Source organism: Chryseobacterium sp. CP-77 (genome assembly GCF_036362765.1).
GTDB lineage: Bacteria > Bacteroidota > Bacteroidia > Flavobacteriales > Weeksellaceae > Chryseobacterium > Chryseobacterium cupriresistens.
Map to the genome: position 1 here is coordinate 892,872 of NZ_CP143637.1, position 18,202 is coordinate 911,073.

16 protein-coding genes are annotated in these 18,202 nt (G+C 38.4%); 13 read left to right on the forward strand and 3 right to left on the reverse strand.

Going from position 1 to position 18,202, the window contains the following annotated elements; genetic code table 11:
• The 6 genes from V0410_RS03920 to V0410_RS03945 are packed head-to-tail and all read left to right on the forward strand — an operon-like array spanning position 1 to position 8,497.
• The gene (locus V0410_RS03920) at positions 1 to 1,812 is read left to right on the forward strand and encodes an IucA/IucC family protein (RefSeq protein ID WP_330746397.1); all 1,812 of its coding nucleotides are present in this window, start codon (positions 1 to 3) and stop codon (positions 1,810 to 1,812) included.
• Positions 1,809 to 3,212 (forward strand): MATE family efflux transporter, encoded by a 1,404-nt coding sequence (locus tag V0410_RS03925; protein WP_330746398.1) that lies wholly within the window; start codon positions 1,809 to 1,811, stop codon positions 3,210 to 3,212. The genes V0410_RS03920 and V0410_RS03925 overlap by 4 nt, the downstream gene beginning before the upstream one ends.
• Before the next feature lies 1 nt (position 3,213).
• Positions 3,214 to 3,459: an acyl carrier protein gene (locus tag V0410_RS03930; protein ID WP_002979498.1), complete on the forward strand. Its 246-nt coding sequence runs from the start codon at positions 3,214 to 3,216 to the stop codon at positions 3,457 to 3,459.
• 4 nt (positions 3,460 to 3,463) lie between these two features.
• Complete coding sequence (locus V0410_RS03935) at positions 3,464 to 4,852, forward strand: AMP-binding protein (protein ID WP_330746399.1); 1,389 nt, start codon at positions 3,464 to 3,466, stop codon at positions 4,850 to 4,852.
• The gene (locus V0410_RS03940; protein WP_330746400.1) at positions 4,839 to 7,307 is read left to right on the forward strand and encodes a TonB-dependent receptor; all 2,469 of its coding nucleotides are present in this window, start codon (positions 4,839 to 4,841) and stop codon (positions 7,305 to 7,307) included. Before V0410_RS03935 ends, V0410_RS03940 begins: the two co-directional genes overlap by 14 nt.
• Before the next feature lie 2 nt (positions 7,308 to 7,309).
• The gene (locus tag V0410_RS03945; RefSeq protein ID WP_330746401.1) at positions 7,310 to 8,497 is read left to right on the forward strand and encodes a PepSY-associated TM helix domain-containing protein; all 1,188 of its coding nucleotides are present in this window, start codon (positions 7,310 to 7,312) and stop codon (positions 8,495 to 8,497) included.
• A gap of 489 nt (positions 8,498 to 8,986) precedes the next feature.
• Here the strand turns inward: V0410_RS03945 and V0410_RS03950 are convergent, their stop codons facing one another.
• Complete coding sequence (locus V0410_RS03950; protein WP_330746402.1) at positions 8,987 to 10,477, reverse strand: aminotransferase-like domain-containing protein; 1,491 nt, start codon at positions 10,475 to 10,477, stop codon at positions 8,987 to 8,989.
• A 66-nt stretch (positions 10,478 to 10,543) separates the two neighbouring features.
• On the opposite strand from V0410_RS03950, the gene V0410_RS03955 reads away from it, so the two are divergent.
• The 5 genes from V0410_RS03955 (at position 10,544) to bioA (ending at position 15,516) form a co-directional block, all read left to right on the forward strand.
• Positions 10,544 to 11,167: a hypothetical protein gene (locus tag V0410_RS03955; protein ID WP_330746403.1), complete on the forward strand. Its 624-nt coding sequence runs from the start codon at positions 10,544 to 10,546 to the stop codon at positions 11,165 to 11,167.
• Positions 11,160 to 12,269 carry an aminotransferase class I/II-fold pyridoxal phosphate-dependent enzyme gene (locus V0410_RS03960; RefSeq protein WP_330746404.1) on the forward strand — a complete coding sequence of 370 codons (1,110 nt, stop codon included), beginning with the start codon at positions 11,160 to 11,162 and terminating at the stop codon, positions 12,267 to 12,269. The genes V0410_RS03955 and V0410_RS03960 overlap by 8 nt, the downstream gene beginning before the upstream one ends.
• 59 nt (positions 12,270 to 12,328) lie before the next feature.
• Entirely contained in the window at positions 12,329 to 12,940 is a 612-nt protein-coding gene (gene bioD / locus V0410_RS03965; RefSeq protein ID WP_330746405.1) for a dethiobiotin synthase, read from the forward strand.
• A 2-nt stretch (positions 12,941 to 12,942) separates the two neighbouring features.
• Positions 12,943 to 13,923 carry a biotin synthase BioB gene (gene bioB / locus V0410_RS03970; RefSeq protein WP_330746406.1) on the forward strand — a complete coding sequence of 327 codons (981 nt, stop codon included), beginning with the start codon at positions 12,943 to 12,945 and terminating at the stop codon, positions 13,921 to 13,923.
• 300 nt (positions 13,924 to 14,223) lie between these two features.
• Positions 14,224 to 15,516 carry an adenosylmethionine--8-amino-7-oxononanoate transaminase gene (gene bioA / locus V0410_RS03975; protein ID WP_330746407.1) on the forward strand — a complete coding sequence of 431 codons (1,293 nt, stop codon included), beginning with the start codon at positions 14,224 to 14,226 and terminating at the stop codon, positions 15,514 to 15,516.
• A 101-nt stretch (positions 15,517 to 15,617) separates the two neighbouring features.
• Here bioA and V0410_RS03980 read toward each other — a convergent pair whose 3' ends face one another.
• Both V0410_RS03980 and V0410_RS03985 read right to left on the reverse strand, forming a co-directional pair.
• Positions 15,618 to 16,172, reverse strand: a complete 555-nt coding sequence (locus tag V0410_RS03980; protein WP_330746408.1) for a hypothetical protein — start codon at positions 16,170 to 16,172, stop codon at positions 15,618 to 15,620.
• Between the two features lie 85 nt (positions 16,173 to 16,257).
• Positions 16,258 to 16,572 (reverse strand): winged helix-turn-helix transcriptional regulator, encoded by a 315-nt coding sequence (locus tag V0410_RS03985; protein ID WP_330746409.1) that lies wholly within the window; start codon positions 16,570 to 16,572, stop codon positions 16,258 to 16,260.
• A 92-nt stretch (positions 16,573 to 16,664) separates the two neighbouring features.
• Between V0410_RS03985 and V0410_RS03990 the strand changes: the two genes are divergently transcribed.
• Positions 16,665 to 17,435, forward strand: coding sequence for an MBL fold metallo-hydrolase (locus tag V0410_RS03990; RefSeq protein WP_330746410.1), 771 nt, complete (start codon positions 16,665 to 16,667; stop codon positions 17,433 to 17,435).
• 56 nt (positions 17,436 to 17,491) lie between these two features.
• The gene (locus tag V0410_RS03995) at positions 17,492 to 18,199 is read left to right on the forward strand and encodes a DUF421 domain-containing protein (RefSeq protein ID WP_227942116.1); all 708 of its coding nucleotides are present in this window, start codon (positions 17,492 to 17,494) and stop codon (positions 18,197 to 18,199) included.
• Positions 18,200 to 18,202 lie beyond the last annotated feature (3 nt).

The window sequence follows — 18,202 nt, forward strand, 5'->3', positions numbered from 1 at the left end:
ATGAACACCAACTTAAAAAATACAATAAGCCAGGAAAACTGGAATCAGGCTAACAGAAACCTAATGGCCAAAACCATCGCAGAACTGATGCACGAAGAGCTTCTGAAACCTGTGGTAACCTTTGAAGATCAGGACGGATATACAGTTTTTAAGCTCGAAACAGGATTTGAAAATATTTCATACAGCTTCCGCGGACAGGAAAGAATGATGGATTACTGGCATATTGATAAAGACAGCATTACAAAAACAGAAAACGGTGAAGATTTGTCTTCTGTAGATGTAGCCGCTTTCTTCCTGGAAATGCAGACTGTATTCGATCTGGATCCTTATACGATTGCAAGATACACGGAAGAGTTACTGCATACTTTGTATTGTGATGCTTTAATCTTATCAAGAGGAGTAATGTCTTCAAAAGAACTTGCGGATGCGGATTATCAAACTGTAGAGCACAATATGACGGGACATCCATGGGTAATTGTGAACAAAAGTCGATTAGGTTTTTCTCCAAGAGATCTTAAAACATTTGCCCCTGAAGCCAATGAAAATTTAAAAGTAATCTGGCTGGCTTCTCATAAAAGCAGATCATCATTCCAGGCTTTGGAACACATTAACAGAGATGAGTTTTACCGTTCTGAAATAGGAGAGGATTTATATAATGATTTTCAGCAGCAGTTGTTAGACAAAAGAAAAGTTGTTGAAGACTATCATTTTATTCCTGTACATCCATGGCAGTGGGAGCATAAGCTTCAGATTCATTTTGCGGGCGATATTGCTTCAGGACTTTTAATTCAATTAGGAGAGGGTAGCGATACCTACAGCCCACAGCAGAGTATCCGTACTTTATTCAATGTAGATCATCCTGAAAAAAGATACCTGAAAACCGCTGTTTCTATTCTGAGCACAGGAAATATCAGAGGATTATCACCTAAGCAGATGAAAATTGCTCCGGCCATTACAGATTGGGTAAAAGGCTTAATTAAAGATGATGCTTATCTGGAGAACAAAGAAACTATTTTCTTAGGAGAAGAAGCTGCAATCACCTATCTGCATCCACAATATGGAGCTATCGCCAGCGTACCATACCAGTATAATGAATTTCTTGGAGCTTTATGGAGAGAAAGTGCTGAAAACTATCTGAAAGAAGATGAGCAAATGGTAACCATGGCTTCTTTACTCTATGTAGACGAAAGTGGAGTTCCATTGGTTCAGGCATTTGCAGAAAAAGCAGGAGTGAGCATTAAAGAATGGATTGAAAGCTATCTTGACGCTTATCTTACCCCATTATTACACATTTATTACACGCATTCATTATGTGTAACGCCGCATGGAGAAAACATTATGGTGGTTCTGAAGAACGGAGTTCCGAAGAGAATCGTCATCAAAGACTTTGTGGATGATATTGTACTTACCACAGAAGCCAGAGAAAAACTTCCTGCACACCTTGCGGACGGTTTGATCCAGTCTTCCAACAAAGAAAATATTCCGCTATTTATTTTACTTGGAGTTTTTGATGCCTTCTTCAGATATCTGTCGAATGCTTTGCATACGTATTCCAATTTTAATGAAGAAACATTCTGGGAACTCGTTCACAACTGTGTAGAAAATTATAAAGCAGAGAATACCCACCTTCAGGAACGATACGAAAAGTATGACCTGTACGTGCCGGCATTCAAAAGATTCTATATCAACAGTCTGCGTCTGAAAAATAACGGTTACAGTGAAAACAAGGCATTTGCCATCCCGAGAAAAGACGGAGCACTGCCTAATCCACTGTATCAGATTGCCAATAAAAATTCAGTAGCAGCAGTATGAGGAAATTCCTGCATATACTAAAAGAAGGAGCGGTTTTTACGTATGGAGCCATAGCCGGAAAGAAAGTTGAACTGACTTCCGGAAGTATCAACCGTTCCATCTTTAGTCTTGCCATTCCCATGGTGATGGAACTTGTCATGGAATCTGTTTTTGTAAGCGTCAATCTGTTGATTATCGCAAAATTAGGTGACAAGGTTCTTGGGCTTGTGGGAATTACAGATAACTACATCAACTTTGCTTATGCTATTGCCGTAGGTTTGGGAATTGCAGCAGCAACCCTTACCGCCAGAAGAGCGGGCGAAAAAGATAAAGAAGGAATGAGCAGAACAGCCCAATATATCATCTTGCTGGCTCTGTTTTTTGCAGTGCTTATTGGTGGGGTTTCCTGCTTTTTTGCATCAGAAATTGTTGATTTTCTGGGAATCAATGCCAGTACGGTAACAGAAGGCGTTTCTTTCTCGAGACTGGTCTTCCTGAGTATCGGGCTGGTGATTCTCCGTCTTTCTGTGAATGGACTTTTCAGAGGGGCTGGTGATGCCGATATTGCTATGAAATCACTTTGGATCTGCCATATTTCCAATATCATTTTTGCATTGATCCTTGTTTTCGGATTAGGATTTATACCTGCTTTTGGATTGATGGGATTGGCATATGCTACAGTTTTATCAAGGCTTTTAGGCGTCTTATACCAGGCTTTTGTGTTTGCCACAGGAAAAACCAGCATCAGTATCAGAGTTCCTTTACAGCTTGATATTCCATTGCTGCAGAAGATTCTGAAACTCGCCTTTGGAGGATTGGTTCAGTATATCATCCCAACATCCAGCTGGCTGATTATGGTGAAGATCATCTCCACTTTCGGAACTACAGCACTTGCAGGATATATTATTGCCCAGCGTATTGCTTCGGTGGCAACAATGCCTGCCTGGGGAATAGGAAACGCAGCAGGAGTGCTTACAGGACAGAATCTGGGTGCCGGAGAGCCGGAACGTGCGGAAAAAACAGTATGGAGAGCCGGAACGATCAACATGACATATCTGGTACTTGTAGCCCTATTCTGGCAGATTGCAGCGGAATATGTGGTGAAATTTTTCACTACAGAACCGGAAGTTGCAAGATATGCAGTTCAATACATCCATGTGGTATCTATGGCATATCTGCTGTTAGGATTCACAATGGTAATCAGCCGTGCTCTGAATGCGGCCGGAAACATTCTGCAGGTTACCCTGCTGTACCTCGTGATGTTTTATGTGATTCAGCTTCCGCTGGCTTATCTCTTAGGAGTAAGATTTCAGTGGGAACTGAGAGGAATATTTACCGCAATCGTTTCTTCGGAAATAGTTTTGGCTGTGCTATTCCTCATGATTTTTAAAAATGGAAAATGGAAAACTATAAAAATTTAAAATGAACACTACAGAAGAATTTTATGAAATTATCGCCTCTGCCATCGCCATAAAGAAAGAATTGGTAGATGAAAAACTAACCTATCAGGAAATCCCGGAATGGGATTCTATGTCTCACCTTCTGATCGTAGAAGCGCTTGAACAGTTTTATCAGATCAAGTTTGATTTTAACGATATTCTGGAGATGGGAACCGTCGGAAAGATTCGCGAAAAAATGAAAAAATACGATGTATTCGTAGAAAACTAAGCATATGAAAATTTTAGAAAATGTAATTGCCAATAAGAACTTGGGGTTTACAGATGCTTCCACCGGTACAACAATACCGGTGGGAACACTGTACCGGTCTTTAGGTTTAAACCCCGTAGAAAAAGGACTGCTCTTTTTATACAATGACAATCAGTTGTCAAGTATTGAAGTGCTGCTCAATTTTTACGGAACAGCACACACCATTGCGGTACTGGGACAGAAACTGCATGAGGAATTCAAAGAACGTATTGAGGCAGAATACCGTCCGAAATACATCTTTGATCCGCAAAGAGAAGCCATTGAAGGATATACTCTTAAAGTATTCTCAGACAACATCAGTATCTTCGCAAAGGATGATTATAAGAGTGAAGTTACGATTCACCCTGACATCAAAATCCTTTTGAGCACTTCAGGGACAACAGGTGTTCCAAAACTGGTTAAATTATCTGATGAAAGCCTTTATCAGAATGCGTTGAGCATTCTTCAGTACATGCCGGTTCAGGGAACGGATGTAGTTCCTTTAAATGTTCCCATCAATTTTGTATACGGATTCTCTATTTTCACCACCAACTGTATGCGTGCCGGAAGAATCGTGTGTACGGATAAAGACATTATGCAGAAAGCATTCTGGGACGAAATGGAGGAGTATGGCTACAGTACTTTGGGTGGCGTTCCTTTTCTTTATGAAAACCTGAACAGAATAGGCTTTTTCAGAAAAGATTCTCCAAGTCTCAGATATTTTACCCACACCGGAGGCGTGATTAACGCGGAATTGAGAAAAACTATTTTCTCTTATTGTCATGAATTTAAAAAAGAATTCTTTGCACAATACGGACAAACGGAAGCAGGAGGAAGAATGGCTTATCTTACCACAGAAGGATTGCTGGAAGAAGAAACATCAATCGGAAATGTGGTAGAAAGAGGAAGCTTCAAAATTGATCCTGAAACGGACGAATTGCTGTTTTCTCATGTCAGTATTTTCGGAGGCTATGCCCATAAACTGGAAGATCTTGCTACGTATGAGCAGCCTTCCGTACTGCATACCGGAGATACCGCCAGAAAAGGTGAAAACGGAATTTATTATATCACAGGTAGAATAAAGCGTATCATGAAGCTTTTCGGAATACGTCTTAATCTCGATGAGGTAGAATTTATCCTTAAAAATGAAATGCAGGGCAATACTTTCGTTTGTCTGAATGCCAATGATAAAAAAATCGTGGTATTGTATGACAATCCGGAAATAGATCCTCAGATCATCACCGAAACCATTAAAAATAAACTGCGTATTAATCCCCAATATGTACGCACAGAACGTATAGAATCATTCCCATTATCACAAAACGGTAAAATAAACTATCCCCTGTTACAAAACTTACAGCATGAAAACATCTAAAACCCTTATATTACTTCTTGGTCTTGCTTTATCTTCCAACTCGCTTTCTGCACAGCAGGGCGACAGAGTTCATGGCAAAATCATGCTGTCTGAAAAAGCACCGGTAAAAAATGCTATTTTAAGGCTTGTCAACACGTCTTATCAGGCAAAAACCAATAATTTAGGAGAATATTACTTTGAAAATGTGCCACCTGGAGAATATACGCTTCAGGTGGTTTTAAATGACATCGAACTGATGAGAGAACCCATCCACATTCAGAAAGATGTCTATGAAATCCCTGCGATCTACGCTCCTTTACACAACAATGTGATTGAAGGAATTACCGTATATGCAGTGAGCAGAAATAAATTTTTGGATAAAGACAGTACTTCAGTGGCTAAAATGCCTCTGAAAGTTCTTGAAAATCCACAGGCTTACACAAGTATCAACCAGCAGATCATGAAGGAACAGCTTACTTACGATATTTCGGAAGTATTGAAAAACGTTCCTGGTATGGTAAAAATGCAGGGTAGCCCGGGAAGAGGTTCCGGAGACGGAAGTTTCTACTACAGCCTTAGAGGTTTTCCTACCAAAGTATCGATGGTAGACGGAGTGCCTGCAACCACTAACGGAGAAATAGATCCTGCCGATCTTGAGCGTCTTGAAGTCATCAAAGGTCCTTCAGGAACGTTGTACGGAGGTGCGGTAACTTCTTTTGGAGGTTTGATTAACGCAGTAACCAAAAAACCGAAAGATTATTTCGGAGGAGAAGCTTCTTATCTGATGGGAAGCTACAACCTGAACCGTGTTACCGCAGATGTTTACGGACCGATTACAGAATCCAGAAATATGTTATTCCGTTTGAATGCGGCGTATCAGTATCAGAATGGTTTCAGGGATTCTGAATTCAGAAAATCATTCTTTGTAGCCCCTACAGTCAGCTATCAGGTTAATGAAAGACTTAAATTTAACTTAGGAGCTCAGATTTATAATTATGAAGGAACCAATACTCCGATTATTTTTCTGACCAGAACAAGACCCTATGTTGCTCATACACCAGATGAACTTGGATTCGACTGGAAAAGATCTTACTCCAACAATGATATGACTTTAAAAGCTCCGTCTATCAATGTAAAAGCAGAGGCTAATTACAAAATTTCGGATCAATGGACTTCGCAAACGTTGCTTTCAAGAAACTTCAGAAAAACGGAAGGATTATATCAATATCAGTTTATCAGAGGGACAACCAGTGATGCTTTGCTGGAACGTAACGTACAGTGGCAGAACTCGGAAGCTTCTTCTACAAGTGTTCAGCAGAACTTCAACGGAGAATTTAATATCGGAAAAATTAAAAATAAAGTGTTGATCGGATTAGATTATCTGAATCAATCGATCAACAATAATCATTCTCCGATTGTAGTGTATGATTACATTGATGGGACAAATCCTGCGGGGCCGGTAGTGGCACCTGTAACCGGAGTTTATGGTAATATATCCAGAGATCTGGCACTTCAGAAAATTCAGACTGCAACTCAGGCTGCTATTGTGGCAGGTAAAACGCCTTTGGTAAGAAATAGCAATTCATCCAATCTTTACGGAGCTTATATTTCAAACGTAACCTATATTACAGACCGTTTGATTACGCTTTTAAGCTTGCGTATGGATCATTACGAAAGTAAAGGACAGCTTAATCTGAATGATAACAAACGTACAGGTGATTTCAGTCAGACCGCATGGTCTCCAAAAGTAGGAATTGTATATCAGATCGTTAAAGATCAGCTATCTGCTTATAGTAATTATATGAATGGCTTCAGCTATACAGCTCCTGTTACCCAGCAGTTACCCGACTATAGCGGAGATATGAAACCACAGATGGCCAATCAGTGGGAAGTAGGAATCAAGGGAAATCTTTGGAGAAATAAAGTGAATTTCACAGTTGGATACTACGATATCCTTGTTGATAATATCCAGAGAGGAACCGGAGTGATCCGTGACGGAAAAGAATACAATATTGTTGTTCAGGATGGAAAGCAAAGAAGTAAAGGGATTGAAATCGAAACCATCATGAATCCTGTTCAGGGATTAAACATTATGGCCGGATATAGCTATAATCACAGCAGATATGAAAAAGCTGATCCTGCTGTAGATGGGCGCCGTCCGGAATCTGCAGGTCCTGCCAATGTATTCAATTCATGGATCAGTTATATTCTTCCGATCAAAGGACTTCAGGGACTGGGAGTAGGTTTCGGAGTAAACCGTGTGGGAAAACAGATTACCGGAAATAAAACCGTTACCGGACAGTTTGCATTTCCTGCCTATACTTTAGTGAATGCTTCCATTTCCCTTGAAAAAGAAAGATACAGATTAGGATTTAAAATGAATAACCTGGGCAATGCACAATATTTTGCAGGGCAGGGAGTGGTAGTCGCTCAGATGCCTCGTAATTTTGTTGCTGAGGTAAGCTTTAAATTTTAAGAATGAAGCTGAAGTTTAGAAAAATTGCCTATCAGTTACATCTATGGCTCGGACTAACGTCCGGGCTTATAGTTGTTATTATGGCTGCTACAGGATGTATCCTGGCTTTTGAAGAAGAATTAAAACATATTGTTCACCCCAACCGATATTACGTTGAAAACATCGGAAGAAACAAACTTTCATTGGCTGAACTTACGGAAAAAGCAGAAAAAGCACTTCCGGAAGGTTTAAAAGTCAAAAGGGTAGTCATGCCTTCCGGTCCCTCACGAACCTATGTATTCCGTACCTTAAAAATGGATAACGAAGCATGGACGTATTGGGGAACTTATCTTTATTATTATCGAATTTATGTAGATCCTTACACCGGAAAAGTACAGGAAGTAGAAGATGCCAAAAAAGATTTCTTTGAAATTGTCCTAGATCTTCACAGAAGACTTCTGCTGGGTGAAAAAATCGGAAAAACAATTACCGGTTATTCCACATTGATATTTGCTATTATACTTTTATCAGGACTTGTTATATGGTATCCCCGAAAAATGAGTAAAGCCATGCTGAAAGGAATGTTTTTCATTAAAACATCTGCCAATTGGAAAAGAATCAACTATGATGCTCATAATGTCTTAGGATTTTATGCCATCATTCCTTTACTTTTAATCTCTTATTCTGCATTGATGTGGAGCTTTGAAGATGTAGATCAATGGGTAAAGAACACACTAAACGGAAACATTCCAACAGAAAAGAAAGTCAAAAGTACAATTCCTTCCGAAGAATTTTCAAACCGTAAAAATATTCTCAATCTCATCGGAAATACCATGGAAAGAGGGTTGAAAGACAAAAAATCAGCACTTGTTAATTTTCCAAGATCGGAAGAAGGAACCTATTATGCTGAGCTGACTTATGACGGAAGACAATACAGAAATGAACATTTTAATTTTGATCAATATTCAGGAGAAGTTTTAAAATCTCAATCATATAAAAACAAAAATACCGGATATGGAACCGCATTAAGAGAAAGAAATTATGATCTTCACACCGGAAGTATCCTGGGACTGACCACCAGAATTATTTATTTTCTGGCAGCCATTATCGCATTATCACTCCCGATTACCGGTTTTATTATCTATTTGAATAAAAAAAAGAAGAAACCAAAACATAAGAAAAACAAAGTAATTTTTCCTTCTCATCATTAATAAAAGCCTCTGGAAAGGGGCTTTACTCTTTTTAAAACCACAAAAGTCACAAAAGCTTTTATTTTAAAAATACATTGGTTCACTTAATTAAGTTGAAAACGAAGATGTAGAAAAGTTCATATAAAATAAAAATCAAAGATTTTCTAAAAACTCATGTGTACTTATTAAACGTAAAGCAGGCTCTTAAAAATTGTAAGTGATCAAGACTTTTGTGCCTTTTTGTGGTTAAAAAACAATTATGTAGAATGCTATACAATTTCTATTTATAAATATTCTCAATCAATTTTATCAGAGATAAAATCCTCGCGCCTTAAAAACAAACTATTATAATCTTACTTGCGCCTTTGCGTTCAAAAAATTAAATAATCTCTTTTTTTGGAAAATCGCAAAGGTGCAAGTTTTTTAATATTCATGCATTTTTAAGACGCAAGAAAATCAAAAATTTTTAGCAAGAGAAACCGTAATTTATTCACTCAGTGTGATATTTCATCACCCAAGCAATCCCTTCACATTCTTCGAAAAAACTTCAATTCCTTTATTCATCTCTTCAAAATTAAGATCACCAAATCCCAGACGCATAGCCGTAAGCCCTTTATTCTGATATAGCAAGGTCTTTGGAATGAAAAGATTGTCTTTTGCACAGTTCCTGCTCAGCTGCATCAGATTCAGTGGAATATTCCATTCCAGCCATATGGCAAGCCCTCCGGAAGGTCTTTGAAAAGTAATAAAATCCCCAAGATTCTCTTCCAGCAATCCGGAAAAATAATCACGTCTTTCCTGGTAGACTTTTAAAGATTTTTTCAGATAACGGTTGATTTCTCCTTCTGCAATCATTTCTCCAAGTGCTCTTTCCATCAGAATATCGCCCTGGCGGTCAATAATTCCCAGATATTTACGCATTTCTGTCATCAGATTCTCCGGAGCAACAATAAATCCTGTCCTGAATCCCGGAGCTAAAGACTTCCCGAAAGAGCCGATATAGATCACCATTCCGTTGGTATCCGCACTGGCTAAAGGAAGAATCGGGCTTTTATCATAATGAAATTCATAATCATAATCGTCCTCCAGGATAATAAATCCGTATTCATTAGCCAATTCCAATAACTCAAATCTTCTTTGAGCACTCAAAGCAACAGTAGTAGGATAGTGGTGATGCGGAGTAAGGTAAAGCATCCGTATTTTCTGCTTTTTACAGGCTTCTCTTACGCTTTCCACCATAATTCCTTCCTCATCAATGGGAATGGAAACAATGTCAACCCCAGCTTTCATAAAGATCATATTGACGGAGAAATAGCTCAAAGATCCTACCAATACGGTGTCACCAGCCGAGAGAAGAATTTCGGAAACAATATAAATACTCATTTCCGTACTTCGGGTGATGAGCAGATTATTCTTGGAAATAGGAAGTCCGCGGGAAAGATTCAGGTATTGAGATAAATGTTCTTTAAAAAATTCACTCCCGTCATGATTATAATGGCCAAAAGCTTTCTGGCTGGATTTACGTTTCAAAATAGAACTGTAAAACCGGGAATGCTGTCCGATTTGGGTTAAACGGATATCCGGTACTCCATCATTAAAGACATATTCACAGTCTGAGTGTTCAAATGGATTATCGAGAATATTGGATGTTTTGAATGAGAAACCGGTCGAAATTGGATAGTTTTGAAGACTATTTTGCTCAAAATCGTTCAATTTAACAGGTTTTTCCTGATCTTTTCCGATCACAAATGTTCCTTTGTTGGGCAAACTCTCCGTCCAGCCTTGGGCAGAGAGCTCATCGTACACCGCAACCGCTGTATTTCTGTGGATCTCCAGCATTTCACTGAACGTTCTTGTCCCCGGCAGCTTCGTTCCAAAGGGAAGAAATCCTCTCTGAATCGCGTTGATCAGCTGATTGGCAATTTGCAGATAGATAGAAGTCTCTGATTTTCTATCAATTTTTATAAAACTTTCGTAGGGAATCTTAACCGGACTATCCATAATATCAAAACTGGCACCATACAACCATCCGGCAATATACTACTTTTGACATCAAAATAAAAATCTATGGAATTTCAACATCTGTTAAAAAGAATTGTACAGGAAGGAAGTACCCACGCCAAATGGCTGAACACGCTTTCTTTTATGGAAAATGCCGGTGCAAGAAAAATATCAAAATGTGAACATCCAACCCTGGTTTCTCAGATCCAGCTGAAACATGCTGCTGAGGAACACCGTCATGCTTATTATTTAAAAAAACAAATTGGTAAAATAAATCCAGAGCTTTGCAAAACCTATGAAAGCACAGAACTTCTGGCACCTATCGCCACAAGCCAGTATCTTCACTCATTAGATATTAAAGCCTGCCGTTATCTTCAGAAAGCTTTCAATCTTGACAAAACAGATATTAAATATGCCGCTTATCTTTTCGTAACCTATGCTATTGAAGTTCGGGCAGATGAGCTTTATCCCGTATATCAGCAGGCACTTACCGAAGCTTCTTCTAAAATTATGGTAAAATCTATTATTTTGGAAGAAGAAGGTCATTTGGAAGAAATGATTCATCAGCTCAATGAGTTTTCATCTGACTGGAAGCATCATGCTGACCATATTCTAACGATAGAAAAAGAACTGCATGAAGAATGGATCAATGCGATTACCCAGGAAGTAGCTCAGCTGAATTATGCTTAGCAATGTCTCTCATTTTCAGGAATCTCTTGACAAAAGAAAAGAGGAGGAAACGTTAAGATGTTTAAAACTTCAATCAGATGGAATTGATTTTTATTCCAATGATTATCTGGGGTTTGCAAAAAGTAAAAACCTTCAGCAATTACTGTTGCAAAAGATTACAGATCATCCTCAACTACTTTCCGGAAGTACAGGTTCAAGATTGATTAGCGGGAACAGTGATATGGCGGTTTCCGTGGAAAATTATATTGCGCAGAAACATCATTTTGAGTCCGCATTACTTTTTCCATCCGGATATAATGCAAATCTGGCTTTGTTTTCTACGCTTCCCAACCGTCATGATACTGTGATGGTGGACGAACAGATCCATCGTTCAGTACATGATGGCTGCAAACTATCCAATGCAAAAAAACTGAAATTCAAACACAATGATATCGAAGATCTTGAAAATATTTTAAAAAGACAGAAAGGACATTGTTATATCGCGATAGAAAGTCTTTACTCCATGGAAGGAGATTTTGCTCCTATTCAGGACATCGCTGTGCTTGCCAGTCAATACAAAGCCTCTCTGATTGTAGATGAAGCCCATGCATTTGGGGTTTTTGGCTATGGATTGATTGAAAAATACCAGTTGCATAATCAGGTTTCAGCAGCAGTTATAACTTACGGAAAAGCTCTTGGAAGCCACGGAGCAGCAATTCTCTGTAATGAAACGGTGAAATCTTATCTGGTCAATTTTGCAAGTCCGTTCATCTATACCACATCAGCACAGGATTTTCAGTGGATGAGTATCAAAACAGGATATGAATTTTTAGATCAAAATCATGAACCGGCTGAAAAACTTCAGAATAACATCAAAGTTTTCCGAAGCAAAAAACTACAGTCTCCATCGGCGGAAACAAGTCCGGTTCAGGCTATTGTGATCCCCGACAATCAAAGACTGAAAGAATTACAGGATATGTTATCTGAAGAAGGATTTTTGACCTATGCTATATACAGTCCCACAGTAAAAGAAGGAAGCGAAAGATTAAGAATCTGCCTCCATAGCTTCAATACGGAGGAAGAAATTGTAAAACTGACAGGAATTATTAAAGAATTTATTTAAAACAAAAAATAAACTTTTAACACCGGATCACGAATCCCGAACCCCGCATCACGAAAAGCATGAAATTATTTATAACAGGAATAGGAACCGAAATAGGAAAAACAGTCTGCTCAGCCGTCTTGGTTCAGCATTTTAAAACAGAATACTGGAAACCCATACAATCCGGAGATCTGCACTATACAGACAGTCATAAAATTGAAGCATGGACTGATACAAATGTCTGTCATCCGGAAACTTACCGTTTACAGCTGGCAGCATCACCCCATCAGTCTGCAAAAGAAGAAAATATCACCATCAATCTGAATGATTTTCAACTCCCAAAAACAGCAAATCCACTCATTGTAGAAGGAGCCGGAGGCCTTATGGTACCGATTTCAGACACAACATTTATGATCGATCTGATTGAGGAGTTAAACATTCCGGCAGCACTGGTTGTAAGAAACTACCTGGGCTGTATCAACCATAGCCTGCTTTCAATCTTAGCCTTACGACAGAGAGAAATTCAGCTGGAATATTTAATTCTTAACGGAGATTTTCCCGAAGATACAGAAAGAGTGATCTGCAGTTTTATTGAAAAAGAAACAAAATTGATAAAGATTCCCGAAATCAAAAATACGGATAGGGAATCTATACAACATGCTGCAAAACAATTAGTAATAACAAAATTATGATAATGGATACAACAACATTGAGAAACAACTGGACTAAAGAAGAGATCGAGGAAATTTATCACCTTCCCCTGATGGAACTGATCTATAAAGCAGCCACCGTACACCGCGAATGGCATGATCCTTCCGAAGTGCAGATATCTACTTTATTATCCATCAAAACAGGTGGATGTCCTGAAGACTGCTCTTATTGTGGACAGGCAGCCCGTTATCACACGGATATTAAAGTACAGGCTTTATTACCTACAGAAACCGTAATTGCTCATGCTCAGAAAGCAAAAGATTCAGGGTCTTCAAGATTCTGTATGGCAGCAGCATGGCGTGAAGTTCGTAATAACCGCGACTTTGACAGGGTAATTGATATGGTAAAGGGAGTAAACGAACTTGGCCTTGAAGTTTGCTGTACACTGGGTATGCTTACCGAAGAACAGGCGATCAGACTTCAGGAAGCCGGATTATATGCTTACAATCACAATCTGGATACTTCTGAACAGTATTATGAAGAGATCATCTCTACAAGAACTTTTGACAACAGAATCAATACGATCAACAATGTAAGAAAAGCAGGAATCACAGTATGTTCCGGAGGAATTATAGGGCTTGGAGAGACCCACAGAGACAGAATTTCAATGCTTCTGACACTGGCAACAATGCCAAAGCATCCTGAATCCGTTCCAATTAATGCATTAGCAAGGGTAGCGGGAACTCCGTTAGCAGATAATGAAAAAGTTGATACCTGGGAAATGGTCAGAATGATTGCGACTGCAAGAATCGTAATGCCTTCTTCTATAGTAAGATTGAGTGCAGGTCGTATAGAAATGTCTGAAACAGAACAGGCATGGTGCTTTATGGCAGGAGCCAATTCCATTTTCACGGGAGAAAGAGAAACTTTACTGGTAACGCCTAATCCTGGAGTTTCTGAAGATATGCAGATGCTTCAGACATTAGGATTGAAACCTATGATGAAAAAAGAAACATGCTGTTAGATAATTATGAATTATAAATGATGAGTGATGAGCTGGATTATGAGTATTATAATTTTTATCGCAACATTGGTATCTGATTTCATCAATACTAATATTAGTTTTTAACGCTAAGGTTCGCAGAGTAATTCTGAAAATATTTCGCTCGCAAAGGCATTCTATTCAGCAAGGCAGAATGTTTCTAATTGCTGAGTGAAACGCCTTTGCGAACTCAGAACAACAGTATGCAAAGTGAAAAACCTAGCGACCATAGCGCTAAAACTTAAACAATTTATCACTGATTATTACTTTTTATCTCAAAATATGAATACAATAACAAAAGAAATCAGCCTGCAGGAGAGAGATAAAGCGGTAAACTGGCACCCTTATACCCAGATGAAAACAGCTGACGATGCCATTCCTATTGTAAAAGGAAAAGGAATTTACCTGTATGATACCGAAGGAAAAAAATATCTGGATGTTGTTTCATCATGGTGGGTAACATTGCACGGCCATTCTCATCCTTATATTGCTCAACGTATTTTTGAACAGTTGAATACACTGGAACAGGTGATTTTCGCCGGATTTACCCATGAACCTGCCGTACAGCTTTCAGAAAATTTACTGAAACTTCTTCCGGCTGGCCAGGAAAAGGTCTTTTATTCGGATAATGGCTCTACCGCAGTAGAAGTTGCTTTGAAAATGTGTATTCAATATGCATACAATAAAGAGAAAAAGAAGACGAAGATTTTAGCTTTTAAAAATGCGTATCACGGAGATACCTTCGGAGCCATGTCTGTAAGCGGAAAAAGCTTTTGGACAAAACCTTTTGAAAGCATGCTGTTTGAAGTTGTTTTTATAGATACGCCCAATGCTGAAAATCTGGAAAGCCTGCAGAAACAGATTAAAGAATTAGCTGATGAAGTGGCTTGTTTTATCTATGAGCCATTAGTTCAGGGTGCTGCCGGAATGCTGATGTATAAAGCTGAAGACCTTAGCCAGCTGATGAAATTCTGTAGAGAAGAAGGCGTTCTCATGATCCAGGATGAAGTTTTTACAGGGTTTGGAAGAACAGGTAAACTTTTCGCAGCAGATTATCTTACGGAAAAGCCGGATATTATGTGTTTTTCAAAAGGATTGACAGGAGGAACCATGCCTATGGGAATTACGACCTGCTCCAATGAAATCTATGATGCTTTCCTTTCTGAAGACCGCTATAAAACCTTATTTCACGGGCATTCGTTTACAGCTAATCCTTTAGCCTGTACAGCGGCTCTTGCCAGTATGGAATTACTATTGACAAATGAAACTCAAATGAATATCAACCGCATCACTCATCAACATTCAGAGTTTGTGAAAGCACTTGCTTTGCATCCTCATGTAGAAAAGGTTCGTCAGATCGGAACTATTTTAGCGTTCGATTTCAAAACCGGAAATGATACTTCTTATTTCAATGAAATAGGGAAGAAGCTTTACAATGAATTCTTACAGAGAGGGATTATCATGAGGCCGTTGGGAAATGTAATCTATCTGGTTCCGCCATATTGCATTACATCAGAAGAATTGGATTTTGTTTATCAGAATATTACGGAGGTGCTGGATCAGTTTAGAGAATAAACGATCCGTTCCGGTAATAATTATTTTTAATTTTTTTAATATACCTTATAGATTTTCACAACCTATAAGGTTTTGATGTTGAATGTAAGCACCTGTATTTTTTAAATTTCCTGTTCTGCTTTCTTCAAAATAGCAATCAATTCTTTTAATTCATCTTTATTGAATTCCAGCAAGTTCTGATTAAAATGATTGCCCGGAATTTTTATATAATTCACCCACGAAGAAAATTTTTCACGGTAAACACTTCCGAATTCAATATTAATCATCGTTACAAACTTATATTTGGTTTCCTGGCCAGCCTTTTCGTTTTCTTTCTGTTCTACCGTCTGAAGAGCCTGGATCAGTTTTCCCAATTCATTTTTATCAATGGTGAGTGTCTTTTTGTAGATTTCATCAAAAGTTTCATATTCATACATGATTCCCAATAGAGTATCCGAAGAATTTTCTGAAACATCTTTCGTTACAATTTTTTGAATATTCAAATTTTTAAACTTACCTAAATTGATGATTTTCTTTTCAATTAATGTCCCTTTTCTTGAATTGACAGTTAGTCCGCGGGATGTTGTGTTAGATCTTTGAATCGTTGGCGGAGGCACTATCTGTGCAGTTACCCATGTGCCTATTGCGCAGGAGATCAAAATAATGATTCTTTTCATTTGTAAAAAGTTATTAGTTTTATATGCTATTTAAATTAAAATACACGGTAATTTTTAACAATATATAAAATATTAAATAAATGTTTTATCCCTGTTCATTTCCCCATGAATGCAATTCCAAAAGAATAGGGCCCAGCTTCCGGCCTTTTTCAGTCAGTTTATAATACACTTCCGGTGGGAAATTGTAAACTTCAATCCTTTCAATAATATGATCTTCTTCCAACTGTTTCAATTGCTCTGACAGTACTTTCTTGGAAACACGGGGCATAGTACGCCAAAGTTCCGCAAAGCGGACCCGGTCATCTTCAAAAAGGTTGTGCAGAATCAATGGTTTCCATTTCCCTGAAAGAATATCCAGGCTTCGTCTTAATCCACAGTTTTTAAATTCCTCAAAATTCATAAGTCAATTGAATATATATGGTTAACTTTTTGGTAACCTTCGATTGTTTTGCTGTTATTAGGTAATACATTTGTTAAACAAAAATACCCAAAATGAAATTACAATTATGGCGCAATGCAACATTAGTACTGAATATTGATGGAATTTCTATCCTGATAGATCCGATGCTCGGTGACAAAGGTTTCAGGGGAAAAATGCCCATGACAGACAGTGAATTACTCAATCCTCTCGTAGACCTGCCTTTTGAGAAAGAAGAATTAAATAAAAAGTTAGAAAGAGTAGACGCCGTTGCCGTAACCCACCTTCATCCTGATCATTGGGATGATGCTGCCATTGAACTCCTCGACAAGAATATTCCGCTCATCTGTTCCGATGTTATTTCAGGACAGATTGCAGAACAAGGCTTCACCAATATCATTGTTCTGAAGGATCATCTTCAATGGAATACTATTGAAATATCTAAAACCAAAGGCCGGCACGGAACCGGGGAAATCGGAGAAAAAATGGGAATCGTGAATGGTTTTGTCTTTAAAAAAGACCATAAATCCGTATATATCGCAGGAGACACAATCTGGTATGATGAAATTGCTGCAGAAATTGAAAAACATCAGCCACAGCACATCATTGTAGCGGGTGGAGCGGCCACTTTTTCCGTAGGAGATCCTATTATTATGACCAGTGAAGATATCATAAAAGTATGTGAATCTGCTCCGGAAGCCACTGTTTGGGTAACGCATCTGGAGGCCCTGAGCCACTGTAGGGAAGACAGAAAATTTATTCAGAAAAAGATCCTTGAAAACGGATTAGCGGAAAGATGTTTTATACTTGATGACGGTGAAGAGGTAAGCCTGAAATATCTATGAAATAAATAGCAGGGGTTCTGGCTTATTTTTTGAATATTCCCTGATAAATAATGTGTATGCTGTCAGTTTTTCTCTTAAATCTTGATTGGAAAGAATTATTATTAGGGCATGAAGAGTGGTCTTTTCTTTTAGAGATCATTCTTCGTACCATGATTATGTTTCTGGCTATTATTATCGGGCTTAGAATTTTGGGAAAAAGAGGGGTAAAACAGCTCTCAATCTTTGAATTGGTAGTCATTATCGGCCTGGGATCAGCAGCAGGAGATCCTATGTTTAATAAGGATGTCGGAATTATTTCTTCCCTTATTGTTTTTATTGTTATCATTCTCCTGTATTCTATTGTGACCCATTTTATCGGAAAAAGTAAAAAATTTGAAAATCTGGTGGAAGGAAAGTCCATCTGCCTGATAGAAAATGGTGAATTCTCCATTAAAAACTTTCAAAAAGAAAATCTCGGAAGTGACGAATTCTTTGCAGAACTCAGGTTAAAAGGAGTTTCTCAGCTTGGCCAGATTGAAATGGCCATAGAAGAAATATCAGGAGAGATCAGCGTATTCTTTTTTGAAAATGAATCTGTAAGATACGGGCTTCCTATTATGCCAGACTCATTAAATAATCCGTTACAATATATTCATGAAGACAAACATTATTCTTGTATATTCTGTGGATACACAGAGCATAAAAAAGCAGGTAATGCCGGAAGCTGCCCAAGATGCCAAAAAGAAGAATGGGTAGCGTCCAGCAATAAAAGAAGGGTGACCTGACCT